Annotated in this window: 27 protein-coding genes; 18 read left to right on the top strand and 9 right to left on the bottom strand. The window is 66.5% G+C overall.

Translation table 11 applies throughout. The features are described 5' to 3' along the window. Positions 1-152 precede the first annotated feature (152 nt). From IEY07_RS00670 to IEY07_RS00655, 4 genes are all read left to right on the top strand, one after another. Positions 153-1,424, top strand: a complete 1,272-nt coding sequence (locus tag IEY07_RS00670; protein ID WP_188893253.1) for an alpha-L-fucosidase — start codon at positions 153-155, stop codon at positions 1,422-1,424. A gap of 43 nt (positions 1,425-1,467) precedes the next feature. Beyond that, positions 1,468-2,718, top strand: a complete 1,251-nt coding sequence (locus IEY07_RS00665; RefSeq protein ID WP_188893252.1) for a GNAT family N-acetyltransferase — start codon at positions 1,468-1,470, stop codon at positions 2,716-2,718. An 83-nt stretch (positions 2,719-2,801) separates the two neighbouring features. Then, positions 2,802-5,192, top strand: a complete 2,391-nt coding sequence (locus IEY07_RS00660) for a phosphoketolase family protein (protein WP_188893251.1) — start codon at positions 2,802-2,804, stop codon at positions 5,190-5,192. A 9-nt stretch (positions 5,193-5,201) separates the two neighbouring features. Next, positions 5,202-6,290 carry an acetate/propionate family kinase gene (locus IEY07_RS00655; protein WP_188893250.1) on the top strand — a complete coding sequence of 363 codons (1,089 nt, stop codon included), beginning with the start codon at positions 5,202-5,204 and terminating at the stop codon, positions 6,288-6,290. On the opposite strand, the gene IEY07_RS00650 is transcribed toward IEY07_RS00655, so the two are convergent. Beyond that, on the bottom strand, positions 6,287-6,589 hold the full coding sequence (locus IEY07_RS00650) for a hypothetical protein (RefSeq protein ID WP_188893249.1): 303 nt from the start codon (positions 6,587-6,589) through the stop codon (positions 6,287-6,289). The two genes, IEY07_RS00655 and IEY07_RS00650, sit on opposite strands and share 4 nt — an antisense overlap. Before the next feature lie 216 nt (positions 6,590-6,805). Here IEY07_RS00650 and IEY07_RS00645 point away from each other — a divergent pair, with 216 nt between their 5' ends. Next, complete coding sequence (locus IEY07_RS00645) at positions 6,806-7,282, top strand: Dps family protein (protein ID WP_188893248.1); 477 nt, start codon at positions 6,806-6,808, stop codon at positions 7,280-7,282. Between the two features lie 68 nt (positions 7,283-7,350). Beyond that, entirely contained in the window at positions 7,351-9,402 is a 2,052-nt protein-coding gene (locus IEY07_RS00640) for a penicillin acylase family protein (RefSeq protein ID WP_188893247.1), read from the top strand. Positions 9,403-9,430: 28 nt separating this feature from the next. On the opposite strand, the gene IEY07_RS00635 is transcribed toward IEY07_RS00640, so the two are convergent. Then, complete coding sequence (locus IEY07_RS00635; RefSeq protein ID WP_188893246.1) at positions 9,431-10,192, bottom strand: LOG family protein; 762 nt, start codon at positions 10,190-10,192, stop codon at positions 9,431-9,433. Between the two features lie 75 nt (positions 10,193-10,267). On the opposite strand from IEY07_RS00635, the gene IEY07_RS00630 reads away from it, so the two are divergent. The 5 genes from IEY07_RS00630 to IEY07_RS00610 all read left to right on the top strand — a co-directional run bounded on the left by IEY07_RS00630 (position 10,268) and on the right by IEY07_RS00610 (position 12,574). Then, the gene (locus IEY07_RS00630) at positions 10,268-10,666 is read left to right on the top strand and encodes a hypothetical protein (RefSeq protein WP_188893245.1); all 399 of its coding nucleotides are present in this window, start codon (positions 10,268-10,270) and stop codon (positions 10,664-10,666) included. Next, positions 10,663-11,322 (top strand): heparinase II/III domain-containing protein, encoded by a 660-nt coding sequence (locus tag IEY07_RS00625; RefSeq protein ID WP_188893244.1) that lies wholly within the window; start codon positions 10,663-10,665, stop codon positions 11,320-11,322. The genes IEY07_RS00630 and IEY07_RS00625 overlap by 4 nt, the downstream gene beginning before the upstream one ends. Positions 11,323-11,470: 148 nt before the next feature. Continuing rightward, positions 11,471-11,740 carry a hypothetical protein gene (locus tag IEY07_RS00620; protein ID WP_188893243.1) on the top strand — a complete coding sequence of 90 codons (270 nt, stop codon included), beginning with the start codon at positions 11,471-11,473 and terminating at the stop codon, positions 11,738-11,740. Beyond that, on the top strand, positions 11,737-12,159 hold the full coding sequence (locus tag IEY07_RS00615) for a VOC family protein (RefSeq protein WP_188893242.1): 423 nt from the start codon (positions 11,737-11,739) through the stop codon (positions 12,157-12,159). Before IEY07_RS00620 ends, IEY07_RS00615 begins: the two co-directional genes overlap by 4 nt. A gap of 19 nt (positions 12,160-12,178) precedes the next feature. Further along, positions 12,179-12,574 carry a VOC family protein gene (locus IEY07_RS00610; protein ID WP_188893241.1) on the top strand — a complete coding sequence of 132 codons (396 nt, stop codon included), beginning with the start codon at positions 12,179-12,181 and terminating at the stop codon, positions 12,572-12,574. 3 nt (positions 12,575-12,577) lie between these two features. Here IEY07_RS00610 and IEY07_RS00605 read toward each other — a convergent pair whose 3' ends face one another. Next, a complete protein-coding gene (locus IEY07_RS00605; RefSeq protein ID WP_188893240.1) occupies positions 12,578-13,147 on the bottom strand; it encodes a dienelactone hydrolase family protein in 570 nt (189 codons plus the stop codon). 60 nt (positions 13,148-13,207) lie between these two features. Here IEY07_RS00605 and IEY07_RS00600 point away from each other — a divergent pair, with 60 nt between their 5' ends. Then, entirely contained in the window at positions 13,208-13,831 is a 624-nt protein-coding gene (locus IEY07_RS00600) for an ArsR/SmtB family transcription factor (RefSeq protein ID WP_188893239.1), read from the top strand. 220 nt (positions 13,832-14,051) lie between these two features. Here the strand turns inward: IEY07_RS00600 and ychF are convergent, their stop codons facing one another. Then, the gene (gene ychF, locus IEY07_RS00595; RefSeq protein WP_188893238.1) at positions 14,052-15,122 is read right to left on the bottom strand and encodes a redox-regulated ATPase YchF; all 1,071 of its coding nucleotides are present in this window, start codon (positions 15,120-15,122) and stop codon (positions 14,052-14,054) included. 72 nt (positions 15,123-15,194) lie between these two features. Here ychF and IEY07_RS00590 point away from each other — a divergent pair, with 72 nt between their 5' ends. Next, entirely contained in the window at positions 15,195-15,929 is a 735-nt protein-coding gene (locus IEY07_RS00590) for a YwaF family protein (RefSeq protein ID WP_229669582.1), read from the top strand. Here IEY07_RS00590 and IEY07_RS00585 read toward each other — a convergent pair. After that, on the bottom strand, positions 15,889-17,190 hold the full coding sequence (locus IEY07_RS00585) for a M18 family aminopeptidase (protein ID WP_188893785.1): 1,302 nt from the start codon (positions 17,188-17,190) through the stop codon (positions 15,889-15,891). The two genes, IEY07_RS00590 and IEY07_RS00585, sit on opposite strands and share 41 nt — an antisense overlap. Positions 17,191-17,253: 63 nt before the next feature. Here IEY07_RS00585 and IEY07_RS00580 point away from each other — a divergent pair, with 63 nt between their 5' ends. Both IEY07_RS00580 and IEY07_RS00575 read left to right on the top strand, forming a co-directional pair. Beyond that, the gene (locus IEY07_RS00580) at positions 17,254-18,807 is read left to right on the top strand and encodes a DNA recombination protein RmuC (protein WP_188893237.1); all 1,554 of its coding nucleotides are present in this window, start codon (positions 17,254-17,256) and stop codon (positions 18,805-18,807) included. 74 nt (positions 18,808-18,881) lie between these two features. Further along, positions 18,882-19,568, top strand: coding sequence for a ribonuclease FAU-1 family protein (locus tag IEY07_RS00575; protein ID WP_188893236.1), 687 nt, complete (start codon positions 18,882-18,884; stop codon positions 19,566-19,568). On the opposite strand, the gene IEY07_RS00570 is transcribed toward IEY07_RS00575, so the two are convergent. After that, positions 19,560-20,399, bottom strand: a complete 840-nt coding sequence (locus tag IEY07_RS00570) for a sugar phosphate nucleotidyltransferase (protein WP_188893235.1) — start codon at positions 20,397-20,399, stop codon at positions 19,560-19,562. The two genes, IEY07_RS00575 and IEY07_RS00570, sit on opposite strands and share 9 nt — an antisense overlap. Before the next feature lie 115 nt (positions 20,400-20,514). Here IEY07_RS00570 and IEY07_RS00565 point away from each other — a divergent pair, with 115 nt between their 5' ends. Together IEY07_RS00565 and IEY07_RS00560 are read left to right on the top strand one after the other, a co-directional pair. Further along, positions 20,515-21,342, top strand: coding sequence for an SAM-dependent methyltransferase (locus IEY07_RS00565; RefSeq protein ID WP_188893234.1), 828 nt, complete (start codon positions 20,515-20,517; stop codon positions 21,340-21,342). 1 nt (position 21,343) lies between these two features. Continuing rightward, entirely contained in the window at positions 21,344-21,814 is a 471-nt protein-coding gene (locus IEY07_RS00560) for a P-loop nucleotide/nucleoside kinase family protein (RefSeq protein WP_188893233.1), read from the top strand. Here IEY07_RS00560 and IEY07_RS00555 read toward each other — a convergent pair. From IEY07_RS00555 to IEY07_RS00545, 3 genes are all read right to left on the bottom strand, one after another. Continuing rightward, entirely contained in the window at positions 21,811-22,665 is an 855-nt protein-coding gene (locus tag IEY07_RS00555; protein ID WP_229669664.1) for a phosphotransferase family protein, read from the bottom strand. The two genes, IEY07_RS00560 and IEY07_RS00555, sit on opposite strands and share 4 nt — an antisense overlap. Positions 22,666-22,791: 126 nt before the next feature. Continuing rightward, positions 22,792-23,424 carry a hypothetical protein gene (locus IEY07_RS00550; RefSeq protein WP_188893231.1) on the bottom strand — a complete coding sequence of 211 codons (633 nt, stop codon included), beginning with the start codon at positions 23,422-23,424 and terminating at the stop codon, positions 22,792-22,794. Between the two features lie 45 nt (positions 23,425-23,469). Beyond that, positions 23,470-24,372, bottom strand: coding sequence for an alpha/beta hydrolase (locus tag IEY07_RS00545; protein ID WP_188893230.1), 903 nt, complete (start codon positions 24,370-24,372; stop codon positions 23,470-23,472). 60 nt (positions 24,373-24,432) lie between these two features. Between IEY07_RS00545 and IEY07_RS00540 the strand changes: the two genes are divergently transcribed. After that, positions 24,433-24,900 (top strand): MarR family winged helix-turn-helix transcriptional regulator, encoded by a 468-nt coding sequence (locus IEY07_RS00540; protein WP_188893229.1) that lies wholly within the window; start codon positions 24,433-24,435, stop codon positions 24,898-24,900. Positions 24,901-24,938: the final 38 nt, after the last annotated feature.

Genomic DNA, 24,938 nt, shown 5'->3' with positions numbered 1-24,938 from the left:
GACTGTCCACCGGTATGCAGTCTTCTGTAACAAGTGTTCACACAGGGTTCAAACTTCCGGAAATTGATCCGATGACCGGCCCACCAAAATCGCCTGTCCAGACCTGCATGGCGCCATTGACGCCCGGATACATCCGATGATTTGCTGGGAGCATGAACCCTGAGCATGCCTGGTTCACCCATGATCGGTTCGGGATGTTTGTGCATTGGGGCCTGTACGCCCTGCCCGCCCGGCACGAATGGGTGATGAACCGCGAACGCATCCACACCGAGGACTACGAGAAGTACTTCGACTACTTCGAGGCCGACCTGTACGACCCGCGCGCGTGGGCCAAGGCGGCCAAGGAAGCCGGGATGAAGTATGTGGTGCTGACCACCAAGCACCACGAGGGCTTCGCCATGTGGGACTCGGCCCTGACCGATTACAAGGTGACCAAGACCCCGCACGGCAAGGACGTCGTGGCGGCCTATGTCGAGGCGCTGCGCGAGGCGGACCTGAAGGTCGGCTTCTACCACTCGCTGATCGACTGGCACCATCCCGACTACACCGTCGACCCGGTGCACCCGCGCCGCGACGACGAGAACGCCGCCGCCCTCAACGAGGGCCGTGACATGAACAAGTATCGGGACTACCTGCACGGGCAGGTCCGCGAACTGCTGTCCAACTACGGCACCATCGACTACATCTTCTTCGACTTCTCCTTCCCCGGCAGGTCGGCCAACGGCCTGGAGGGCAAGGGCAAGGACGACTGGAACAGCCCCGAATTGATCAACCTGGTCCGGGAGCTGCAGCCCAACATCATCGTCAACGACCGGCTGGACATCCCCGGTGACCTGGTCACCCCGGAGCAGTACCAGCCTTCGGGGCCGATGCTGAAGGACGGCCAGCCGGTGATCTGGGAGGCCTGCCAGACCCTCAACGGCAGCTGGGGCTACGACCGGGACAACAGCGATTACAAATCGGTCGAGCTGTTGATCAAGATGCTGGTCGACGGCGTCAGCAAGGACGGCAACCTGCTGCTCAACGTCGGGCCGACAGGGCGGGGCAACTTCGACCCGCGGGCGATCGAGAGCCTGGCCGGGATCGGTGAATGGACCAAACTGCACGGCCGGTCCATCTACGGCGCGGGGGCCAGTGAATTCACCGCGCCAGCGGACACCCGCTTCACTGCTAACGGCAACCGGCTCTACCTGCACCTGTTCAGCTGGCCGATGCGGCACGTCCACATCGCCGGGCTCGCCGGCAAGATCGCCTACGCGCAGCTGCTGAACGACGCCTCGGAGGTCAGGTACAGCGAGGCCGACCCGTCCCAGACCGCGCAGAACACCACTCCGGGTGGTCAGCCCGCCGGCACGGTCACCCTCGACCTGCCGATCCAGCCGCCGGATGTAGCGGTCCCGGTGGTCGAGATCTTCCTCAAGTAAGGAGTTGGCGGCGCGGGAGCCGATCATGATTGACTCCTTTCCCATGTCGACTCCTGCGCCGCACACGCCACCGCACCAGGCCGAACTCGATCTGCAGACGGTCGCCGAGGACCAGATCGAGGACTTCGAGCGGGTGGTGACCCGTGGATTCCACAGCGACTTCCACGGCGACGAATGGGTTCCCGAGCGGAAGTCGTACGTCCCCGGCCGCTGGTTCGGCTTCCGTACGGGTGATCGCTGGGTGACCACCGCACTGTCCTTCCCCCGGCGGATGTCGGTACCCGGAGGGATGGTCGATGTTGCCGGCGTCACCGCGGTGACGGTCGCCCCGGCTTTCCGGCGCCGTGGCCTGCTGACCGCGATGATGCGCCACCAGCTGACCACGATCAGCGAACCGATCGCGATGTTGTACGCCACCGAGTCGTTGATCTACGGCCGGTTCGGCTACGGCAGCCTGACCCGGCACCTCCGGCTGTCCGGCAAGACCCGGGAGCTGGGCTTCCTGCCCGAGGTCGACCTCGGGCAGGGTTCGGTCGACGAGGTCGACCTTGATCACTACCGCACGGTCGTCGTGCCGCTACGGGCCTCGCTGCTCGGAACGCGTCCGGGCCATCTCGAGCGTGACGACGTGTGGTGGGACGGGGTCTTCACCGATCCCGAGCGCTGGCGCGACGGGGCGAGCGCATGGCGATTCGCGCTCCACTTCGCCGCCGACGGCACCCCGGACGGGTACGCCACCTTCCGCACCAAACGGGACAGCTCGATCGCCGACGGACGCGAGGTCCAGGTGTCCGAGATCGACGCCACGACACCGCAGGCGTACGCCGCTCTGTGGCGGTGGCTGCTTGACCTCGATCTGATCCGTGCCTTCCGCCGGGGCAACGCCCCTGTCGACGATCCGCTGCACGAGTTGGTGGCGAACCCGCGGATGATCAAGACCGAGCTGTCGGATGCCGCGTACGCGCGGATCGTCGACGTGCCGGCTGCCCTCGGCGCCCGCAGCTACACAGTTGATCTTGATCTGGTGATCGAAGTGGTGGACGACTTCCTGCCCAAGTCGGGCGGCCGGTTCCGGCTCCAGGGCGGACCGGACGGATCCGGCGTGACCCGTACAGATCACACGCCGGACCTGAGCCTGAGTGCCCGGCAACTGGCGGCGATCTACCTCGGCGGGACACCGGCGACGACGTTCGCCCGGGCCGGACTGCTGACCGAACACACACCGGGCATGGCGGGTCTGATCACCAGCGCATTCGGCAGCGATCCGGCCGCATTCACCACCGACTTCTTCTGAGGCCGATCCCTCTGGCGGTAGCGTGGCTCCCGGAGCAGCAGCTAGCACCCGGCACCCCGTGAGATTCACCATGGAGGGAATCGATGGCACGCAAGGCGAAGACACCCCTGGACAGCACCGAGCTCGAACTGCTGAACGCCTATTGGCGGGCGGCAAACTATCTCTCGGTCGGGCAGATCTATCTGCTGGACAATCCTTTGCTGACCGAGCCGCTGCTGCCGGAGCACGTCAAACCGCGGCTGCTCGGACACTGGGGCACCACGCCGGGCCTGAATCTGATCTATGCCCACCTGAACCGGCTGATCAAGCAGCGTGACCTGAATTCGATCTTCATCACCGGCCCCGGTCACGGCGGACCAGGACTGGTGGCCAACGCCTATCTCGAGGGCACCTACTCCGAGTACTACCCGCACATCGGCACCAACGCCGACGGCATCCAGCGGCTGTTCCGGCAGTTCTCCTTCCCCGGCGGCATTCCCAGCCACGTCGCGCCGGAGACACCCGGATCAATCCACGAAGGCGGCGAGCTCGGCTATTCGCTCGCGCATGCCTACGGTGCGGCCTACGACAATCCTGATCTTCTGGTCACCTGTGTCGTCGGCGACGGCGAGGCCGAGACCGGGCCGCTGGCCGCCAGCTGGCACTCCAACAAGTTCCTCAACCCGGCCCGCGACGGCGCCGTGCTGCCGGTCTTGCACCTGAACGGGTACAAGATCGCCAACCCGACCGTGCTGGCCCGGATCGGCGACACCGAACTCACAGACCTGATGCGCGGCTACGGGCACGAACCGCACCTGGTCGAGGGCGACGACCCGGCTCAGGTGCACCAGGATCTTGCCGCCACCCTGCAGGAGTGCCTGGACGAGATCGCCGACATCCAGCAGTCCGCCCGCACCGGGGGCAACCGGACCCGCCGGCCGTGGCCGATGATCATCCTGCGGACCCCGAAGGGCTGGACCGGACCGAAGACCGTCGACGGGCTTCCGGTCGAGGGCACCTTCCGGGCCCACCAGGTGCCGCTGGCCGAGACCAGGACCAATCCCGAGCACCTGGCCCAGCTCGAGGAGTGGATGCGCAGTTACAAGCCCGAGGAACTCTTCACCTCCGACGGTGCCCTGATCGATGAGCTGCGGGAGCTGGCACCGGTCGGCGACCGTCGGATGAGTGCCAACCCGAACGCCAATGGCGGCGTACTGCTGCGTGATCTTGACCTGCCCGACTTCCGGGACTATGCGGTCGAGGTGCCCGAGCCCGCGGCCACGACCAGCGAGGCGACCCGCGTGCTCGGGGAATTCCTGCGCGACACCATCACCGGCAACCGCGACCATTTCCGGGTCTTCGGCCCGGACGAGACGGCGTCCAACCGGCTGAGCGCGGTCTTCGAGACCAGCGATCGGGTCTGGGAGGCCGACCTGCTCGACACTGATGATCATCTGTCGCCCGACGGCACAGTCATGGAGGTGCTGTCGGAGCATCTGTGTCAGGGCTGGCTCGAGGGCTACCTGCTCACCGGCCGGCACGGCATCTTCAACTGCTACGAGGCTTTCATCCACATCGTCGACTCGATGGTCAACCAGCATGCAAAATGGTTGAAGACCACCCGCGACATCGGCTGGCGCCGGCCGATCGGATCGCTGAACTACCTGCTGTCCAGCCACGTCTGGCGGCAGGACCACAACGGCTTCAGCCATCAGGACCCCGGATTCATCGACCACGTGATGAACAAGAAGGCCGAGGTCGTCCGCGTCTACCTGCCGCCGGATGCCAACACCTTGCTGTCGGTGGCCGACCATTGCCTGCGCAGCCGCAACTACATCAACGTCGTGGTGGCCGGCAAGCAGCCGGCGATGAACTACCTGACCATGGATGAAGCCATCGCCCACTGCACCCGGGGGCTGGGGATCTGGGAGTGGGCGGGCACCGCCGACGACGAGCCTGACGTCGTGCTCGCCTGCGCTGGTGACATCCCCACCCTGGAGACGCTGGCTGCCGTCGATCTGCTGCGCAAGCATTTGCCCGACCTCAAGGTCCGGGTGATCAACGTCGTCGACCTGATGCGACTGCAACCCGAGAGCGAGCATCCGCACGGTCTCTCCGAGTCAGACTTCGACGCGTTGTTCACGCTGGACAAGCCGGTGATCTTCGCCTATCACGGGTATCCCTGGCTGATCCATCGGCTGACCTACCGGCGCGCCAACCACCACAACTTCCACGTCCGCGGCTACAAGGAGGAGGGCACCACCACGACGCCGTTCGACATGGTGATGCTCAATGATCTTGATCGGTTCCATCTGGTGATGGATGTGATCGACCGGGTGCCGTCGCTCGGCAGCCGGGCGGCGCGGCTGCGCCAGGATATGGAGGATGCGCGCCTGGCGGCCCGCGCCTACACCCGGGAGTACGGCGAGGACGATCCAGCCATTTCGGGCTGGCGATTCCCTTCCCAGCTGGGGACCACCGAGCCGGTCGGCTGAGGTCGGTCCATGCGGCTCCTGACGGTCAACGCGGGGTCCTCCAGTCTGAAGCTCCGGCTGCTGGAGGACCAGGAGACCCTGCACACCGGAGACCTGTCGATCAGCGGCGGCGAGCTTGATCCGGACGAGGTCGACAAGGCCCTGGACGGGTGGCCGCAGCCCGATGTCGTCGGCCATCGGGTCGTGCACGGCGGGACGCTGTTCTCCTCGGCCGTGGTGATCACGCCCAAGGTCGAGCAGCAGCTGCGAGACCTCACCGATCTCGCGCCGCTGCACCAGCCGAAGTCCCTGGCCGGGCTGCGAGCCGTCTCCCGGCTGCTGCCGGACGTACCGGCCGTCGCCTGTTTCGACACCGCCTTCCACGCCACCTTGCCGGTAGGCGCGTCGACCTACGCAATCCCCCGGCAGTGGCGGGATCTCGGTGTGCGACGGTACGGCTTCCACGGCCTGTCACACGCCTACGCCAGCAGGCGCGGGTGTGAGTTGACCGGGCTCCCGGAGGACCGGTCCCGGGTGGTGGTCTGCCATCTGGGTGCGGGTGCGTCCCTGTGTGCGGTACGGGACGGGCACAGCATGGACACCACGATGGGCTTCACTCCCCTGGAGGGTCTGGTGATGGCGACCAGGTCGGGGACGGTCGACCCCGGCCTGGTGCTCTGGCTCGAGGAACACCAGAACCTGTCACCGTCCGCGGTGACCGAAATGCTCGAGTCGCGCTCGGGACTGCTGGCCCTGGCCGGAGACAAGGACCATCGGACCGTCGAACAGGGCTATCGCGACGGCGTCGCCGAGTCCGTGCTGGCGATGGAGGTCGAGGTGCACCGGCTGGTCGGTTCGATCTGCGCGATGACGGGCTCGCTGGGCGGTATCGACCTGCTCGTCTTCACGGGCGGCGTCGGCGAGCACTCCGAACTGCTGCGGGAATTGGTGTGCCGCCGGCTCGCCTGGCTGGGGGTCGCGATCGACGAGACGCGCAATGGGACTGCCCGACCCGATCTGGAGCTGACCGGCGACGACGCCACCGTTCGGACCGTGGTGGTCACCGCACGCGAAGACCTGGAGATGGCCCGGGAGATCGCCGCGCTCGACCTGTTCTAAAGGTCGAGATCGAGATCGGCGTTGCGCGACCAGTGGTCAGCGAGGAATTCGTCGAGCGCGTTGACCACGATGTCGGCGACGTCGCGTCCCTCCTGCTCGGCGACCCACTGCAGCTCGTCGAGCATCGAATCCGGCAGCCAGACCGGGACCGGACTCAGTCCTGCCGCCGTGCGGTCGGTCCCCGCTGCGGGCACCGCAACGACGGTCGCCGGCAGTTCATGATCATTTGTGGATATTTCAACGACACTGGGAGACACAAGGCTGCCAGGAACGAGCGGGGGAACGACCTCATCGATCATCGGTGCACCATCCTCGGGGCCACTTCCATCTTGCGTCCTCTTCACCTGGATGTCGATACTTGGGGGAGACGAACTTGATCATCTGCGCCGTTTAAACGGTTCGCGACGGGTATTCAGCAATGCGGGGTTCTTCTGGGATTCGTCACGGTGTCCTTGGGGTACCCAACTACGCACAAGTGAATCGGTTTCACAGATTGACAATCGGAGGTATTCGAGATGGCAGACCAGACCGATGTGTTTCGCGCTTCCACGAAGTTCGCCGAGCATCTGGAACACCTGCTGGCCGAACTGATCGACCTGCACCTGGTCGGCAAACAGGCGCACTGGAACATCGTCGGACCCAACTTCCGGGACCTGCACCTGCAGTTGGACGAGATCGTCGACGCTGCCCGCAATTTCGCTGACGACATCGCCGAGCGGCTCCGGGCGGTTTATGTCGCGCCGGACGGGCGGGCCCAGACGATCGCCAAGCTGTCGGGCCTGAAGCCGTTTGCCGAAGGTGAGATCAGCACCACCGATGCGGTCGATGCGATCGCCGCCGCCCTGTATGCGGTGGCCAGGACAGCCCGCGAGATCCACGACGATATCGACGAAGAGGATCCGACGACCGCCGACCTGCTGCACCAGATCATCGAGCGCCTCGAGCAACTGGCGTGGATGGTGTCGGCGGAGAACCGAACTCCCCAGCACTGACTCGGGGCAGCACTGACTCGGGGCAGCACCGCCTCAGGCGACCAGGGGCCGGCCACTAGGGTGCTGCCATGGTGGCCGAAGTCTTCCGCGACGCCCAGGGCATACCGCATCTGCGAGCCGACTCCTGCAACGAGCTGGCCGGTCTCCAGGGCCGGACGGTGGCATTGGACCGTGCCTGGCAGATCGAGTGGCACCGCCGTCGCGCTGAGGGCCGGACTGCCGAGATCGTCGGGGCGCCGGGACTGACCTTCGACCGGTTCGCCCGCCGGGCCGAGATCGATGCGGTCGCCCGGCGCTGTTTCGACAACCTCGACGAGACGACCCGGGACTGGGTGGCTGCCTTCACCGACGGGGTGAATTCGGGACTGGACCAGGGCGCCGCCCGGGCGTACGAATTCGGGTCGCTGGGCGTTGGTCCCGGTCGCTGGCAGCCGTGGACTCCGCTCGCGGTCTTCGCCGTGCAGCAGTTGATCTTCGGCGGCTTCGGCTACAAGCTCTGGCGCCGGCACCTGGCGCAGCGCCTCGGTGAGGCGGCGATCGAGCTGCTGGACTCCGAGATCCCGGATTCGATCGGGAGCAACGCGTGGGCCGTGCACGGCAGTCGGACCGTCGGCGGCCTGCCGCTGATCGCCGGCGACTCCCATCGCCAGATCGACTTCCCCGGTCCCTACCAACAGGTACGGCTGGCCTGCGACGAATTCGACGTCTTCGGCTTCACCTTCCCCGGCGTCCCTGGTGTCCAGCACTTCGCCCATGCAGGCGACGTGGCCTGGGCGATCACCAACGCGATGGCCGACTACCAGGACCTCTTCGAGGAGGACCTGCACCGCAACGCAGACCGGGTCACCGCCCGCGGCCCGGACGGGATCGAGCCGGTGCAACGGCGGATTGAGACCATCGATCTCCGGGACGGGACGGCCGAGGAGATCGAGATCCTGATCACGCGACGCGGGCCGGTGATCATCGACGACGCCGGGCTGACGGTGAGCCTGCGGACACCGACGATGGTCGATGACGATCTTGGTTTCGGCACCCTGCTGCCGCTGCTGCGGGCGCACACTGTCGACGATGTCGTCGCGGCGCTCCAGGGCTGGGTCGAGCCGGTCAACAGCGCGCTGATCGCCGACCGCGCCGGAGCCGTCCGGCATGCCGTGGTGGGTAGGACTCCGTTGCGGGACGAGAGGAATCTCGACGTCCCGGTGCCGGCCTGGGATCCGCAGTACGCATGGACCGGCGACTACGTCCCGATGCCGGTGGACGTGATCGATGATCTTGTGGCCAACGGAAACGATCGGTCCAGTGGCGGCGGGATGGGCAAGTTCTACGCCCCGGGATGGCGTGCCGGCCGGGTGACCACCCGGCTGCGTGCGCTGTCACCCGGCGAGGCTGATCCCGCTGCCATGGAGGCGATCCACGGCGATGTCGATCTTGGTGCTGCCCGGCTGGCCAAGGAGCTGCTGAGTCGGGTCGAGGTCGAAGGCCCCGCGGAAACGATCAAGGAGAGGCTGCTGGCCTGGGACGGCCGGATGGACGCCGACAGCAGCGATGCCCTGCTCTACGCGAGCTGGCGGGCGGCGATGCTGCGGTGGATCGCCGAGCAGCCGGCATTCGTCGCGCTGCGTGACCCCGATCCGGTGCCGGATCTGTTCGCCGCCTCGGTCGACATCCGGATCAAGATCGCCTCGGTGTTCGACGCGATCTGCCGCAACGCCGAGAAACTCGATCTTGACCTCGCGGCGGGTGTCCGGTCCACCCTTGCCGCCGTCGCCGACGAACCGCCCATCGGCACCTGGGGAGACGTGCACCGGCTGGCACCCATCCACGGGCTAACCGGGCTGGCCGATGATCATGTGCCACCCCTTCCCGATCCGCGGCTGGCCGGTGACGGGAACACCGTCCGGGCCACCCACTCCACCCCCGGTGTCACCCACCGATGCTCGATGAGCTCGGTGACCCGGTACGTCTGGGACCTCGCCGATCGGTCCAACAGCCGCTGGGCGGTCCCGTTCGGTGCCTCCGGTCTGCCGGGTGATCCGCACCATACCGATCAGAATGCCGCCTGGGCGGCGGCCGAGCTCTTTCCGGTGGTGCTCGACTGGGACCTGCTCACGCCTGAATGAGCATCACGCGGTGATCATGGCTGGATGATCATGGCTGGTCGCGTGCGGCGACCATCAGCGCGACCGCCTCATCGAGATCGTCGGTCACGGTCAGTACACCAAGATCATCCGCGTTGATCGCGCCACCGGACAGCGGAGCCTGCCGAAGCCAGTCGACCAGACCACCCCAATAGGCCGTACCGACCAGCACGACCGGAAACCTGGTGATCTTGTGGGTCTGCACCAGCGTGACGGCCTCGAAGAGCTCGTCGAGGGTGCCATAGCCGCCGGGGAGTACCAGGAAGCCCTGGGCGTACTTGACGAACATCGTCTTGCGGGCGAAGAAATAGCGGAAGTTCACGCCCAGATCGACCCAGTGGTTGAGTTCCTGCTCGAACGGCAGCTCGATGTTGAGACCGATGCTGACGCCGCCGGCCTGCTGGGCGCCCTTGTTGGTGGCTTCCATGGCGCCTGGTCCGCCGCCGGTGATCACCGAGAATCCGGCCTCGGCGAGCTTGCGTCCGGCCTGCTCGGCGATCTCGTAGTCCGGGAACCCGGGCTTGGTCCGAGCCGAACCGAAGACGGCGATCGCCGGGCCGATCTCGGCCAGCGCGCCGAAGCCCTCGATGAATTCGGCCTCGATCCGCAGCACCCGCCACGGATCGGAATGCACCCAGTCCTGGGGGCCGCGATGGTCGAGTAGGCGTTGATCGGTCGTGGTCGCCTCGACCTGGCCGCGCCGCTGGACGACCGGACCCTTGACCCGGGTCGGGAACGACAGCTCGACCGGGCGCTCTGCTGGTGTAGTCACGGCCCCCAGTGAAGCATCCGGCCGGACTATCTTGGCGGTGCGGTCGATTCGGCTCAGGGATTCCGGTCGGAGGGAATGTGGTGGGAGATCAACCCGAACTACCACTACTACACCGTGCAGGCACTGCTCTGCTGGGTCGAGGCAGTCGGCCAGCAGGCGATCACCGATGCGATGGCAGAGACCCTTCAGCGTGCTGTCGTGGCGCCGACACAACTGGCCTACTCGGATGGCCTGCTGCCAGCGTACGGGGACGGCTGGACTGACGTCCGGCTGGCCACCTTTGCCCCGCACGCCGAAGCCACGAGTCGGCTCGTTCCCGGCAACACCATCGACCTGGCGCCCTTCTACGACCGGGCCGACGAGCAGCCGATCCAGCTCTGGGGTGGAGCTACCTCACCGGTCGGCCCGTCGCCGGCGCTCGCCGGTCGAGCCTCGATCGCGGCTCTGATCTTCGGTCCGGATCGGTGCCAATGAACCAGGCATCGGACCTGAAGTCTTTCGACTGGCCGGGTTGCGGCATCGCTCTGCTGCGGGACGCGACGACCCGAATCGCGCTCCGCTCGGGGCCCGATTCCGGTTGGCATGATCATCACGACAAACTCGCCGTCGACATCGAGACCAGCTCGGGCTGGCGCAGCGCTGATCTCGGCACCAGCGGATATGGTGCCGACTTCACCAACTGGCTGCGATCACCGGCGGCCCACAGCACCGTCTTCGTCGGCGACGAACCCCAGCCCCGCTGCGACGGTGCGATCGCCGAGTTCACGCCGACCCAGGTCGTGGGCGTTGCGAACTGGCCGGGATGCCGGCTGTCCCGCCGCCTCGATCTGACGCCCGGCGGATGGACCGACGTGGTGGACGTCGTACTGGACCATGAAGAGCCCATCGAGTGGCTGCTGCACGGCGACGGGCTGATCGCTCCCCGGGGCGACACTGCTCCGGGCGAGCGAGCCGAGCTGGGACAGGAGTTGGGGCACCGCTTTCTGCGAAACGTTCGCCGGCTGTCGGCCGACCGTGGACAGGTGCCATCGAGGGTGCGCCGACTGGGGAGTTGCAGCTGCCCGACGGGTTCCGGGCATACACGGCCGAGGCTGACGGGAATCCGACCGGTCAGGCATTGGGCATCGTGATCGTCCGCGGCACGGCCCGCACCGCGAGGATCGCTGCCAGCTTTCGAAATCCCGGCGGTCCCTGATCTGATCCTGGGCACCCGCGACCCGCGGTCCCCTAGATTTGCGCTCGTGAATCCACCGGGGTCGCCGGATACGTGGCATCACTGTGATCATCAACCTGGACGCCGACCGGTTGTCGACCCGGTCCGTACGAGCCGGTGCCGGGCGGTCAGGCGCCGAGGTGCTCGACCTGCTCGAGCACGAGTTCGTACGATTGCTGACCGATCGGCCCGAGCCGGACGCCGGCTGCCGGGCCGCGATCACGCTGTTGCGATCGGCGCGATCCGTGACCGAGGTCGCCGACTGTCTCGGCGTCGGTCAGAGCACGCTGGCACCGGGCCGGGTCCGCGAGCCCGTATCACGTCAGGATGAATGACGATTTTCTCCAAGACCTCGGACCGTCCGGGCGCCAAGATGGTGATCATGAGCGACGAACAGTTCCTCAGCGTGACACCGTACCTGCGCTATCCCGACGGTGATGCCGCCGTCGAATGGCTGATCCGCGTCCTCGGGTTCGGACCGGCACGAGTCTCCAGGGATGGCGACGGGCATTGGTACGAGGGCGACATCGCCGTCGGATCCGCGCGGATCGCGATCGGTGGCGGTCTGACTCGTCCTCGGTCCGGCTATTTGATCATCGGCGTACCGGACGCCGACGCCGTCTACCGACGGATCCGGGATGCCGGTGTCGAGGTCGATGAGCCGCAGGACAAGCCCTACGGCCCGCGTACGGTCTCGGTCACCGATCCGTGGGGAACCACCTGGGACTTCTGGCAGGGCGAGGCCGACTACTGATCAAGCTACGGTGTTCGCCATGGCGAACCGGTGGTCCGGGATAACGATCGATTGCCAGGACGTGCAGCGGGTGGCAGCGTTCTGGAGTGCGCTGCTGGATCGCGCTCCGGGGCCCACCGAACCTGGCTGGGTCTACCTGGGCACCCGACCCGACACTCTTCCCCGGCTGGTGTTTCAACCGGTTGCCGACCCCAAGATCGGCAAGAACCGGCTGCACCTCGACGTCGAGGTGGACGATATCGATACCGGCATCGACGAGGTGCAGCAGTTGGGTGGCTCGGTGACCGGTGAGCGGCACGATAACGACGAAGGCGTGGTCGTCGTCATGCGAGATGTCGAAGGCAACGAATTCTGCCTGGTCCAGATCTACGACACCGACGCTGATGCTCCGTATTCCAGGGCAGCCAGATCTTGATGATCAGGAAAGGTTCTCCAGGAACGACAGCGTCCGTTCCAGGACCAGCTCGGCTGCCGCGGGATCGTAGGCATCCAGAGACGAATCAGCGAACAGGTGCGCCGTCCCGGAGTAGAGGAAGAGCTCGGCCGCCGGGGTCGAATCGGCCAGCGCCCGGGCGGCTTCCAGATCCTCAGCGAACCACTCATCGTCGGTGCCACCGTGGATCTGGACCGGCACGCCGTCGGGCCACTCACCGAATTCCGACACCGGCAGGCACGAGTCGTAGAACAGTGCTCCGACGGCACCGAGCCGAGTCTGGGTGAGCTTCTGCGCCGGCATCACCCCCATCGAGAAACCCGCGTAGACGAGCTCGGTGGGCAGCTCATCGGCAGCGGCGACCCCGCGGGCGAACACCTGGCCGAATCCGAGCTGCTGGGCGTGGGCGACGCCGGACTCGACGTCGCCGAAGGTGCGCCCGTCGAAGAGATCGGGCGTATGCACGGTGTGACCGGCGGACCGCAGACGGTCGGCGAACGCGTGGACGCCCGGGGTCAGGCCCTGGGCATGGTGGAACAGGAGAATCTCGGCCATCTGCACTCCATTCAATGAACCATTTAATTCGAACGTTCCGGAACGTTAGTATGTTCTTCCATGGCTGGCAAGACTCCCGACTACGACCTCGAGGACCAGCTGGCGCTGACCTCCCCGGACCAGGTCCGGGCACTCGGCAATCCGCTCCGTACGACGATTCTTGGTCTCCTGCACGAGCGTGCCGCCAGCGTCACCGAGCTCAGCACGGCGGTCGGCCGGCCGAAGAGCACCGTGGCGCATCACATCAAAGTGCTTGCAGAGGCGGGGCTGGTCCGGGTGGTCAGGACCCGGCGGGTGCGTGCCGTCGAGGAGGCCTTCTACGGCCGGAGTGCACGCAACTTCTACGTCTCGCTGCCCGAGCCGGCGGGAGGTGGCGAAGACCGACCGCTGGACTTCAACGATCTCGAGGTGGCGGCCGGCGAGTCCCAGCAGGCGTACGCGGACGGACAGCTGTGGGGTTTCATCCGGCACGCCCGGATCGACCAGGACCAGAAACAGGAGTTCTGGCACCGGATGGTGGCACTGGTCGATGAATTCGACACGCTCCCCCGTCGCGGTGACGTCGTTCACGGATTCGCGATCGGTATCTACCCGATCGCGGACTATCCCCGGCTTCCTCCGGAGTCGAGCCCGAATTCGAGCGGTTCGAGTCGGGGCCATGGATCGGAGCGCAACCGACCGTAGGTGTCGACATCGACACGGACCCCATCAACCAGGAACTTGGCCCGCTCCGTACCTTCCTTCACGAAACCCGCCGCACGGGCGACGGCTCCGGAGGCAGGGTCGCAACGTCCCCCTGCCGGTCCATGTCGGCGTTCGATGCGAAGGCGGCGAGGACATCCGCGGCATCATCGTGCCGCAACGTCCTGAGGTAGACCTCGTGGCAAACCATCCTGCGCGCTGCCTAGACGTTGAACCGGAATTCGACGACGTCGCCGTCCTGCATGACGTAGTCCTTGCCCTCCATCCGCACCTTGCCGGCCTCGCGCGCCTTCAGCATGGTTCCCGCGGCGACCAGATCGTCGTACGAGACGATCTCGGCCTTGATGAAGCCCTTCTGGAAGTCGGTGTGGATGACGCCGGCCGCCTCGGGCGCGGTGGCCCCCTTGCGGATGGTCCAGGCCCGGGACTCCTTGGGGCCGGCCGTCAGATAGGTCTGCAGCCCGAGGGTCTCGAAACCGACCCGGGCGAGATGATCAAGCCCGGGCTCGTCGATTCCCATGTCGGCAAGGAATTCCGCGGCCTCGTCAGGCTCCATCTCGGAGAGCTCGGATTCGATCTTGGCGTCCAGGAAGATCGCTTCGGCCGGCGCGACCAGCTTGCGCAGTTCTTCCCGGGTGGCTTCGTCGGTCTCGTCGGTGCTGGTGTTGAAGACGTACAGGAAAGGCTTGGCGGTAAGGAGGAACAGCTCCCGTAGCGGAGCCCGATCCAGTCCGGACTGGAAGACTGTCTTGCCGGTCTCCAACACCGCCTGCGCTTCCTTGACCGCGGCGACGACGGCCTGCTGGTCCTTGTTGAAGCGGGCTTCCTTCTCCAGCCGTGGCAGTGCCTTGTCGATGGTCTGCAGGTCGGCCAGGATCAGCTCGGTGGAGATGGTGTCGATGTCGCTGGCCGGATTGATCTTTCCGTCGACGTGGGTGACGTCGGGATCCTCGAAGACCCGAGTGACCTGGCAGATAGCGTCCGCCTCGCGGATGTGGGACAGGAAGGCGTTGCCCATGCCCTCGCCGGTGCTGGCGCCGCGGACGATGCCGGCGATGTCGACGAAGCTGACGGTTGCCGGGACCAGCCGCTCGGATTTGAACAACTCCCCCAGGACGGCCAGCCGCGGATCCGGGACGCCGACCACACCGACGTTGGGCTCGATGGTGGCGAACGGGTAGTTCGCGGCCAGCACGTTGTTGCGGGTCAGTGCGTTGAAGAGCGTCGACTTGCCCGCGTTGGGCAGGCCGACGATTCCGATGGTGAGGGCCATTCAGCAGCTTCCAGGCTCGAGTTGATGACTGTCCAGGCAACCGCCCACCCTACCTGCCCCTAGATTGGCCCCGTGCATCTCATCGGTGACACATTCGTGCGCTGGGGCTTCGGACACTGGGCGATGCTCGTCCTGACCGTTGTCGGCTCCGTCGTGCTGGTCATCGTCGGACGCCGGATCCGTGGGAAGCCGGCCGCGACGACCGTGTCCGTGGTGTTCGCGGTGGTGCTGCTGATCATCACCGTGATCCACCTGATCCACGGCCTTCTGCCGGGCAACTTCCGGATGCAGGGCTCGATCCCGCTGCAACTGTCGGACTTGCTGCGCTTCGTGTCGGCGTACGCGTTGTGGCGGCGGCGGTTCTGGGCCGTCGCGCTGGTCTACTACTGGGGACTGACCTTCAATCCGCAGTCGCTGATCACGCCGAACCTGCACTACACCTGGTCGCCGCTCTACGACTTCTTCATGTACTGGTCGCTGCACATCCTGGTGATGTGGGCGGCCATCTTCCTGACCTGGGGGCTTGGCCACACTCCGACCTGGCGCAGCTATTGGATCGGGATCATCGCGACCGTGATCTGGGCGGTCTTCACCTTCGGCTTCAACGTCGTCGCCGGCACCAACTACGGCTTCCTGAACGCCACTCCGGCCAGTGCGTCACTGCTGGACGTGATGGGTCCGTGGCCGATGTATCTGCTCAGCGCGTTCGTCGCGATGTTCGTGATCTGGGCGTTGATCACCTGGCCGTGGATGATCATCGCCCGGGTCAGGCGTGGTCAGTCAAGAACGCCTGCATCGCTCGGCTGAGCGCGAGGGCGTCGTTGACACCGGCGAGTTCCCGGGCCGAATGCATCGAGACCAGGGGAATGCCGACGTCGACGGTCGTGATGCCGAGCCGGGTCGCAGTGATCGGCCCGATCGTCGAACCGCAGGGAATCGCGTTGTTGGAGACGAAATCCTGGCTGCGGACCCCGGCAGCGGCACAGGCCCGGCGCCAGATGGCAGCACCACGCGCGTCGGTCGCGTACCGCTGGACGGCGTTGATCTTGAGCAGCGGACCGCCGTTGATCAGTGGGCGGTTCTGGGGATCGTGGTGACCCGGATAGTTGGGATGCACCGAGTGGCCGGCGTCACCGGACAGGCACACCGAGCCCGCGTATGCCCGGAGTTGATCTTGTCCGGCATAGCCGAGCGCAGACCCGATCCGGGTCAGTACGTCCTCCAGGATCGGACCGGCAGCGCCGGACCGGGACGAGCTGCCCACCTCCTCATGATCGAAGGCCGCCAGCATCGGGATGTACGCCCCAGGCTCGGCGTGCAGCAGGGCGCTGAGTCCGGCGTGGACGCTGCTGAGGTTGTCCAACCGTCCGGACGCGAAGAATTCGTCGTCGGCGCCGAAGACGGCCGGCGGATTGGTGTCGTAGGCGGTGATGTCGTAGCCGAGCAGTTGATCACGACCGATCCCGACCAGTCCGGCGAGATGATCAAGAATGCCGCGGTCGGGACGACCGACGCCCCAGACCGGGGCTGTGTGCTGCTGCGGGTCGAGGGTGAGCCCGTTCGCGTTGACGCCGCGGTCCAGATGCGGTGCCAGCTGCGGGATCCGCATGATCGGGCCGGTCTTCACCAGTTCGGTACGGGTCTGGTCGCCGTCGGCGATCACCGCCAGCCCGGCCAGTCCGAGCTCGCGGTCCAGCCAGGAATTCAGCAGCGGCCCCCCGTACACCTCGACGCCGATCTGCTGCCAGCCGTCGCCGGTGCGGATGTCCGGACGGGGCTTGAGCTTGAAGGTCGGGGAATCGGTGTGCGATCCGATGATCCGGAATGCCGTGCCCGGTGTCGCGCCGTCGGGGATCCGCCAGGCGACCAGGCTGCCGTCCCGGACGATGTAGTAGCCGCCCGGCACGAGCTCCCAGGTGGCCGTCTCGTCCAGTTCGGTGAATCCGGCCTCGGTCAGCCGACGTCCCGCCTCAGCGACGGCGTGGAACGGAGTCGGTGATGCGACGACGAAGTCGCCGAGATCCTTGATGTGTTCGAGCGCAGCAGCCACGGGTCCATCCAACAACATCACCGGCGCGCCGAAGATGGCGGCTTCCGGGTTTTGTCGGTGGCAGCGGTCAAGATCGAGACCATGGCTACCTCGATCGTGCTGGCTCTGCTCGGCGGACTACTCCTCGGCGCCCTGGTGGGCGGTGCCGCGGCGTGGTTCATCCTGCGTGCCCGGGCCGAGACCCAGGTGGCCCACGACGACGCCCGGCTGGCGCAGTCGCGGGCCGAACTGGCGCACGCTCAGTCCCAGGCGGCCGAGGCCAGGTCCGAGGCGTCCCAATCGCGCGCGGAGCTGGCCCGGGTACAGACCGGCGTCGCCGAGGCCAAGGCGGAGGCGTCGGCTGCCCAGGCGGAGGCGGCCGACGTGTCGGCGGGGCTGGCCAAGGCGGTGGCCGAGCGCGACGCCGCGGTCCGCCGGGCGAGCGAGATCGCCGCCGACCGTGAGGCGATGCTCAACCAGTTCAAGGTGCTGTCGGCGGAGACGATCGCGCGCCAGTCCCAGCAGGCCGATGCGGCCGCCGAGGCCCGACTGAAGGCGACCGAGCAGTTGATGGCTCCGGTCCGTGAGTCTCTCGAGCGCTTCAACACCCGGCTGACCGATGTGGAGAAGGAACGCGCCGCGATGTCGGCCGATCTGCGCGCCCAGGTCCAGACCGTCCGGCAGACCGGCGAGACCCTCCGCAAGGAGACGAACGCGCTGGTGACCGCGCTGCGCAAACCACAGGTCCGCGGAGCCTGGGGCGAGGTGCAGCTCAAGCGGGTGGCCGAGATCTCGGGGATGCTCCAGCACTGCGATTTCGATCTTCAGACGACCACTCGGACCGATGACGGTTCGATCCGGCCCGACATGCGGGTCAACCTGTCCGAGGGCAAGTACATCTTCGTCGACTCGAAGGTACCGCTGAGCGCTTTCCTGGACGCCGCCGAGACCGAGGATCCTGACAAGCGTGCCGAGCATCTCCAGCGCTACGCCCGGCATGTCCGCAAGCACGTTGATCAACTCTCCGGCAAGCAGTATTGGAAGGCCGCGGAGACGCCGGAGTTCGTGGTGCTCTTCCTGCCCAGCGAGGCCTTCTACTCCACTGCATTGGAGGAGGCCCCGGATCTCTTCGACTACGCGGCACGCAAGGACGTGGTGTTCGCGACCCCGACGACCTTGATCGGGATGCTGCGCTCGGTCGCGTACGGGTGGCGGCAGGCGGCGCTGGCCGAGAGTGCGGCCGAGGTCTTCAAGCTGGGCCGAGAGCTGCACGACAAGCTCGGCCTGATGGGCAACCGCTTCGACAAGCTCGGCCGGGCGTTGCGGACCTCGGTGAACGCCTACAACGAGACCATCGCGACCGTCGAGGGCACCGTGCTGGTGCGAGCTCGCCGGTTCACCGATCTCAAGGTCACCGAATCCGAGTTGGAGGCGCTCTCCCCCGTCGAGACGCCGGTCCGGCAGATCCAAGCGGCCGAGCTGGTCGAGGACGCGGTGCAGGTCGAGCCGATGGTCGGGCGGAGGTCTCGACGACCTCGCGGTTCGGTTCCCGAGGCCGACGAACTCGTACGTGGTGAGCCGGATCTGTTCGAGCTCACCGCCGCTGAAGCGCCGGAGGATGATCACGGCCGAGGCAACACCGGCACTGACTACTGACGAATCGTCTGGTCCGTCTCAAACCGGGCCTCGACGGGTCGCGGTGTCGAGCACGCCTTGGGATTCTTTCCAGCATGGAGTTACCCGAGTTCCTTCCCGGATCGACCATGATCGCCGAGGAACGCTGGCACGACCTGCTGTGGAGCGCGGTGCCGCACCGGGTCGTGTCCAGCAAACCGGCGGAGTTGATCACCTACGTCGCGAACGGAACCGTCGCAACCCGAGCCAGCAACCGCGGCATGCCGGGCACCGAGTCGCTCAACCGTGATCAACGCAAGCTCCTGACCTTGAGGAGCAGGCAGGCGCGGGTGGCGGAGGTGTACGAGGCGCCGGACAAGTTGTTCATCCGCCGGCCGGACCGCTGGTCGACGACCATCCTCGGCTGGGACCCGGTCACCGGCGAGTTCCGTGGCTGGTATGTCAATTTCGAGCTGCCGACGCAGACGACCTCCTCCGGCATCGTCAGCATGGATCTCGTCCTCGACCTCTGGGTGGACCCGGACCGGTCCTGGCACTGGAAGGACGAAGATGACTTCCGCACGGTCCTGGAGGATGGCACCCTCGACCGGTCGGTGGCTGGTCACATCGAGGCCGAGGCGGCCGACGTCCTCACCGAGCTACGGACGGGGACCGGCGCGTTCAACGGCCGGTGGCTCGACTTCCACCCGGATCCGGACTGGGCAGTTCCCGAGCTGCCGGAACGGTACGCCTGGGCAAGCTCTGCCTGGACCTTTCCGCCAGGACCGCGGCTGTCAGCGTGAGGCGGCCATCGCCACGTTGGCCTGGTGCCAGCCGTCGACGGAGCCGCAGTCGAAGTAGCGCCCGGAGGCGACCGAGACACCGACCGGGCCCTCCTGCTGCAGCAGGATCAGGGCATCGGTGATCATCAGCTCGCCTGTGTGTGGGTTCGGCTTCACCGACGTCACTGCGCTGAAGGCCGCGGGTTCGAAGTAGTAGCGGCTGATGTTGGCATAGCTACTCCGGGCAGAACCCTGTTTCTCCGCCAACGACACCAACTCTGCGGTCGCACCGTGCCGCCGGAATTCCACCATCCCGTAGAGATGAGCCCGGCCGGGCGGAACCTCGGCAACCTGCATCGCCACGCCGCGGCTCGCGGCGGCTGTGCGCAGGGAGTCGAAGTCGGCGACATTCGGCCCACCACCGGACGGCATCAGAAGATCATCTCCGGACAGGTAGAAGCAAGTGCGGCCAGCGACGAAATCCGCGGCCAGCCGGGCCGGGACGGCCGTGCCGTAGTCACCGGTGACGTCCTGCTCGATGAAGGTGAAGGCGGCGTCCGCAAGTGCGGCATGTGCCTCCGCGATGGCCTGGTACTTCGCGGACCAGCCCCGGGCGTCGAGTGTCCGGCGCACCGTCGGCGCGCCCATCACATACTCCCGAATGGCCCGGTCGCCGCGATCGACGACGATCGCAATGTCCCGCACCCCGGCGGCCACAAGATCGGCAAGAACGTAGTGCAGGACCGGCAGGTTCGCGACCGGCATCAAGCTCTTCGGCACCACCGCCGTCACCGGGAACATCCGACTCCCGAAACCTGCTGTCAACACCACCGCGCACTCAGATCCGGCCACCGCCCAACCCTCCCAGACCCATAAACCGGTCCGTGGAAGCGACATGCCCGGTCGATAATGGGTGGGCTCCGGGTCGCGTCGGCCGGGGCGGAATCGATCCGCAGAGCAGGAGGCCATGGAGAGCGATCGGCCCGCGCCCTTCAGCGCATACACGACGCCGGAGTTCTGGGACGACGACCACATCTCCGCCCAGATGCTCACAGCGCACCTGGATCCCGGGATCGATGCTGCCTCACGGCGACCCGACTTCATCGATCGCGCGGTCTACTGGATCGCAGCACGCCTGGCGCTGGGCGCAGGTTCGAGGGTGCTCGACCTGGGCTGCGGCCCCGGCCTGGTCGCCTGCGGACTGGCGCGGCGAGGGATGTTCGTGCGCGGCGTCGATGTGTCCCGACGATCCATCGCGTACGCCACCGGTGCGGCGCGCGCAGAGCGTCTGTCGGCCGAGTTCCTGGTCTCGGACTACCTCCAGGATGATCTTGGGGGCCCGTACGACGCCGCTTTGCTCGTCTACGAGGACTTCTGCGTCCTGAGTCCGCAGCAGCGATCACTGCTGCTCACCAAGATCATCGCCTCGCTCCGACCGGGAGGCGCCTTCGCCATGGACGTGACGTCGGCGGCGCGGTTCGCCGCCGAGCACGATGGCATCCGCCGGGAGCCGGACCTGATGAACGGATTCTGGGCGCCGACTCCGTACGACGGGATCCAGGAGACCTTCACCTATGCCGACCTGCGGCTGGTCCTGGACCGTTTCACGATCATCACCGAGGACGCGACCAAGCAGTATTGGAACTGGATGCAGTGTCTGACGCCCGACGAGGTCGCCACAGAGCTGCGGGGTGCTGGCTTCGGCGAGCCCGACCTCGTCGGTGACCTTGCCGGCTCACCGTACGATCCTGCCTCGGAGACCTTTGCTGTCGTCGTACGGAGGGAGAAGGCGTGAGATGGCGACCTTGATCCTTTTCTGCGGCCTTCCCGGGGCCGGCAAGACCACGCTGGCGAAGCGACTTGAGGCCGAAGGCCGCGGCGTGCGCATCTGCACCGACGACTGGCAGGCCGAGTTGGGTGTTCCCCACTCCGATGCTGCCTTCCACGAACGGCTGCAGCCGGTGCTGTACCGGCACGCCCTCGATCTGCTCCGCCACGGCACCGACGTGATCTTGGAGGACGGCCTGTGGCGCCGCGACGAGCGGGCCGAGAAATTCCGCGATGCTCGGGCTGCTAGTGCGCGGATCGAGCTACACGTCTTCGACGTCGATCTGGAGACGCTGTGGGCCCGACTCCAGGGGCGCAACCTCGGGCCTGACCGCGGTGCTTACCCGATGACTCGTGCCGAACTCGAGACCGCTTGGTCCCTCTTCCAGCCGCCGACCGCTGACGAGTTGGCGGATCTCGAGGTCATCGTCGAGACCTAAAGATGATCAAGATCACTCGCGATCCGCCGCTGGTATTCAGCGAACCAGTCGCCGCCTGCCCGATATTCGTAGGACAGTGCCCGCGTGTTCCAGAGGATGCGATAGGTGGGCAGGATCCGGGCAACCTCGTCGACGCCCGCACCGGGATAGCCCTCCAGCAACGACTCGAAGTCTCCCGCCCCCATCATCGATGCCCGTGCGAGGTCCCAAGCGGGATCCCCCGAGCTGGCGTCGCCCCAGTCAATGATCCCCGTGAGACTGCCGTCCAGTGCCAGCAGATGATCACGCTTGAGGTCGGCGTGCAGGAGGACACCGGTCTCCCCTGCCAGTGGCGAGCCGTCGATCCCTGTCGCAAGCCGACGGATCGAGTCGCCGACATCGGTCGTCATCAGGTCGGCCCGGATGAGCTCGTCGATGTTGTCGATCATCGATTCGATGAAGCCCCGCCAACTGTCGTACCGCCCGGACACCGACTCGGGTGCCAGTGGGTCCCCGACCACGTCGACCGGCCCGTAGCCGGGCACCGGAACGGTGTGGATGAGCCGCAACGCATGCCCGACCGAGCGCAGCACCGCGGCTGACAGATCCCCGTCGGACCTGAGGAGTTCGATCACCAGAAAGGGGCTGGGTGTCAGGTCCACCCGTTCCTCGTACCCCGCAACCTTCGGCACCGGCACTCCGACCGCCGCGGCGCGGCCGATCGCCCATGCCTCGGCCCTGAGCTCGGACCGGGGCCCAGTCTTGACGAACACCCGTCGACCGTCAGCAAGATCAACGCGGAAGTCCTGATTCGCAACCGAGCCGGAGATTCGATCGACCTCTGTGACCTCGACGCCGAGAACCGCCTCCACTGCGGGCCTGAGCTGATCAAATCGCACGACGACTGCCGATTGCGACGTACACGGCGCTCACCCTTCCGATCCGGATCACGCGCGGCAGGCTACCGGGGCGGTGGATACGGATCGACTCGTTATCGGCTACGGCCGCTCGGCTTGATCAACTCGGCCCACCGGACCAAGGCCCGCCTCTACCACGTCGAGCAACCGCGGCAACAACACGGTCGGCACCAGCACAGGCAACAGCAGGAGCTTGATCCAGTCCCATGCGGTGTTGTCGGTGAAACCGGTCCACTTCCAGGGCACCAGATACCCCGCCAGCACCAGACCGATGGCGAGTGCAGTCGCGATCGACAACAGCGCCACGTGGCGGGCCGGCCACCGCGGCGGCGGTTGCCACAGACTTGCCGTCGCGATCACCACCGGTAGGAGTGCCAGGCTCAGCCAGTCCCAGAGCGTGTTCCCGGTGAAGCCCGTCCAGTCCCATGGCACCAGATAGCCGGCCAGCACGAGCACGACGAAAGCAGCGAGGATCATCACCCCCGTAGTCTTGTGGACAGGCTGGAGATGTTGCCTGCGTTTGAGCAGCAGCGGGACCAGGCCGACGGTGATCGGCAACGCGAGTCCCTCGAGCCAGTCCCACAGCTTGACCTGCTTCGACAGACCGGTCCAGGCCCAGCCGGTCGCGTACCCGAGCACGATGTAGCCGAGCCCCGCCGCGACCAGCGCGACGTACAACCCCCACCAGGTGCGCTTGCGCACGTGCTCGGCCACGAACGCATTCTGCGCCTGCATTCCAGCGCTCGTGGCCGTTCCGGATCAATTCGCGTGCACGTGCTGGGAGACGAAGAGCGCCGCGCGGTCGAATGCCTGATCCGCCTCGTCCAGCGTGTCCGCCCATGCCTGGAAGACATGCGGCACGTCGGCGGTGATGTCGAGGATGACGTCGACGCCGGCTTCCCGGGCCCGTTCGGCCAGTCGTACGGAGTCGTCCAGCAGGAGTTCGTTGGTGCCCACCTGCAGCAGGATCGGCGGGAAGCCGGTGAGATCGGCGAACACCGCGGGCGAGGCGAGCGGCTGGCTCGGATCCTGTCCGGCGAGGTAGAGATCGCCAGTCCAGCGAAGCCCGTCCGCCGTGAAGAACGGGTCGATGCCCTGCTTGGTGCCGATACTGGCGCCCGTCCGCGTCTGGTCGAGTCCGGCCGAGAAGGTGGCGATCGCCACGGGCATCGGCAGCCCTGCATCGCGCGCAGCGAGACAGGTGGTGACCGTCAGCCCGCCACCTGCGGAATCGCCGGCGAAGACGACAGATTCCGGATCCAGCCCGTTGTCGAGCAGTGCCCGGTACGCCGCCAGGCAGTCCGCGATACCGGTGGGGAACGGATGCTCAGGGGCAAGCCGGTAGTCCAGTGAGATCGCTGGGATCCCGGTGCGCAGAACCAGGTTCGCGGTCAGCACCATCGCGGTCTCGGGTGAGCCCTGGGAAAACGATCCGCCGTGGAAATACAAGATCGTTCCGGGCTTCGCCCCGCTCTCGGGCTCGACCAGAACGGCCGGCCTGCCGCCGAGCGTCGTCGGCGTACGACGGATACCTGGAGGCACGGTGAAGCTGCCCATCAGCGCCGCGAGACCGGCCCGTGCCTCGTCGATCGTCAGCGGACCGGCCGGCTGGGGCGCCCGCTTGAGCTCGGCGTCAAGTTCCTGTCGTTGCTTCCTGCTCATGATCATCTCCTTGGTCCGGGCAAGTACATGCCCTGGCATGTACTAGATAGACTATATGCCATGGCATCTAGTTCCTCAAACGAGCTCGACGGCTTCTTCGATGATCTGGTCCGGTGCGAGACCCGCATCTACAACGCCATCGGTGAGACACTGCGAGCCGAACACGGCATCGTTGCGTCCCAGTTCGAGTTCCTGCGCTACGTACGCGATCACCCCGGTTGCCGCGTGGCCGACGTGGCGACGAACTTCGCGGCCGGGATCGGTGCGACCAGCAAGGGCTGCGACCGGCTGGTGGCACGCGGCTGGATCAGGCGGACGCCGAATCCCGCCGACGGGCGCTCTTCCCTGCTGCGCCTCACCGCCAAAGGAGAACGGCTGGTGGCAGAAGCCGAGGCGACTTTTTCCCGACGACTGAACGAGCTGGTGACACCGGCTGTCGCTCCCGACCGGCTCACTCCCGCCCGCGAGGCACTCGCGCAGCTCCGTGGGGCGCTGGAACGGGACCGCATCGGGCTACCGGTCGGCTAAGCGGTTCCCCACCATGAAACCCACGTGCACGACCTCGT

It is taken from the genome of Microlunatus endophyticus (assembly GCF_014646195.1).
Taxonomy (GTDB): domain Bacteria; phylum Actinomycetota; class Actinomycetes; order Propionibacteriales; family Propionibacteriaceae; genus Microlunatus; species Microlunatus endophyticus.
This window is presented reverse-complemented; position numbering and strand designations above follow the sequence as displayed.

Excerpts from the sequence above, each read along its gene's own strand:
- IEY07_RS00670 (WP_188893253.1), top strand. The coding sequence starts at position 153 with ATGAACCCTGAGCATGCCTGGTTCACCCATGATCGGTTCGGGATGTTT.
- IEY07_RS00665 (WP_188893252.1), top strand. The coding sequence starts at position 1,468 with ATGTCGACTCCTGCGCCGCACACGCCACCGCACCAGGCCGAACTCGAT.
- IEY07_RS00660 (WP_188893251.1), top strand. The coding sequence starts at position 2,802 with ATGGCACGCAAGGCGAAGACACCCCTGGACAGCACCGAGCTCGAACTG.
- IEY07_RS00655 (WP_188893250.1), top strand. The coding sequence starts at position 5,202 with ATGCGGCTCCTGACGGTCAACGCGGGGTCCTCCAGTCTGAAGCTCCGG.
- IEY07_RS00650 (WP_188893249.1), bottom strand. The coding sequence starts at position 6,589 with ATGATCGATGAGGTCGTTCCCCCGCTCGTTCCTGGCAGCCTTGTGTCT.
- IEY07_RS00645 (WP_188893248.1), top strand. The coding sequence starts at position 6,806 with ATGGCAGACCAGACCGATGTGTTTCGCGCTTCCACGAAGTTCGCCGAG.
- IEY07_RS00640 (WP_188893247.1), top strand. The coding sequence starts at position 7,351 with ATGGTGGCCGAAGTCTTCCGCGACGCCCAGGGCATACCGCATCTGCGA.
- IEY07_RS00630 (WP_188893245.1), top strand. The coding sequence starts at position 10,268 with ATGTGGTGGGAGATCAACCCGAACTACCACTACTACACCGTGCAGGCA.
- IEY07_RS00625 (WP_188893244.1), top strand. The coding sequence starts at position 10,663 with ATGAACCAGGCATCGGACCTGAAGTCTTTCGACTGGCCGGGTTGCGGC.
- IEY07_RS00615 (WP_188893242.1), top strand. The coding sequence starts at position 11,737 with ATGACGATTTTCTCCAAGACCTCGGACCGTCCGGGCGCCAAGATGGTG.
- IEY07_RS00610 (WP_188893241.1), top strand. The coding sequence starts at position 12,179 with ATGGCGAACCGGTGGTCCGGGATAACGATCGATTGCCAGGACGTGCAG.
- IEY07_RS00605 (WP_188893240.1), bottom strand. The coding sequence starts at position 13,147 with ATGGCCGAGATTCTCCTGTTCCACCATGCCCAGGGCCTGACCCCGGGC.
- IEY07_RS00600 (WP_188893239.1), top strand. The coding sequence starts at position 13,208 with ATGGCTGGCAAGACTCCCGACTACGACCTCGAGGACCAGCTGGCGCTG.
- ychF (WP_188893238.1), bottom strand. The coding sequence starts at position 15,122 with ATGGCCCTCACCATCGGAATCGTCGGCCTGCCCAACGCGGGCAAGTCG.
- IEY07_RS00585 (WP_188893785.1), bottom strand. The coding sequence starts at position 17,190 with ATGTTGTTGGATGGACCCGTGGCTGCTGCGCTCGAACACATCAAGGAT.
- IEY07_RS00580 (WP_188893237.1), top strand. The coding sequence starts at position 17,254 with ATGGCTACCTCGATCGTGCTGGCTCTGCTCGGCGGACTACTCCTCGGC.
- IEY07_RS00575 (WP_188893236.1), top strand. The coding sequence starts at position 18,882 with ATGGAGTTACCCGAGTTCCTTCCCGGATCGACCATGATCGCCGAGGAA.
- IEY07_RS00565 (WP_188893234.1), top strand. The coding sequence starts at position 20,515 with ATGGAGAGCGATCGGCCCGCGCCCTTCAGCGCATACACGACGCCGGAG.
- IEY07_RS00560 (WP_188893233.1), top strand. The coding sequence starts at position 21,344 with ATGGCGACCTTGATCCTTTTCTGCGGCCTTCCCGGGGCCGGCAAGACC.
- IEY07_RS00545 (WP_188893230.1), bottom strand. The coding sequence starts at position 24,372 with ATGAGCAGGAAGCAACGACAGGAACTTGACGCCGAGCTCAAGCGGGCG.
- IEY07_RS00540 (WP_188893229.1), top strand. The coding sequence starts at position 24,433 with ATGGCATCTAGTTCCTCAAACGAGCTCGACGGCTTCTTCGATGATCTG.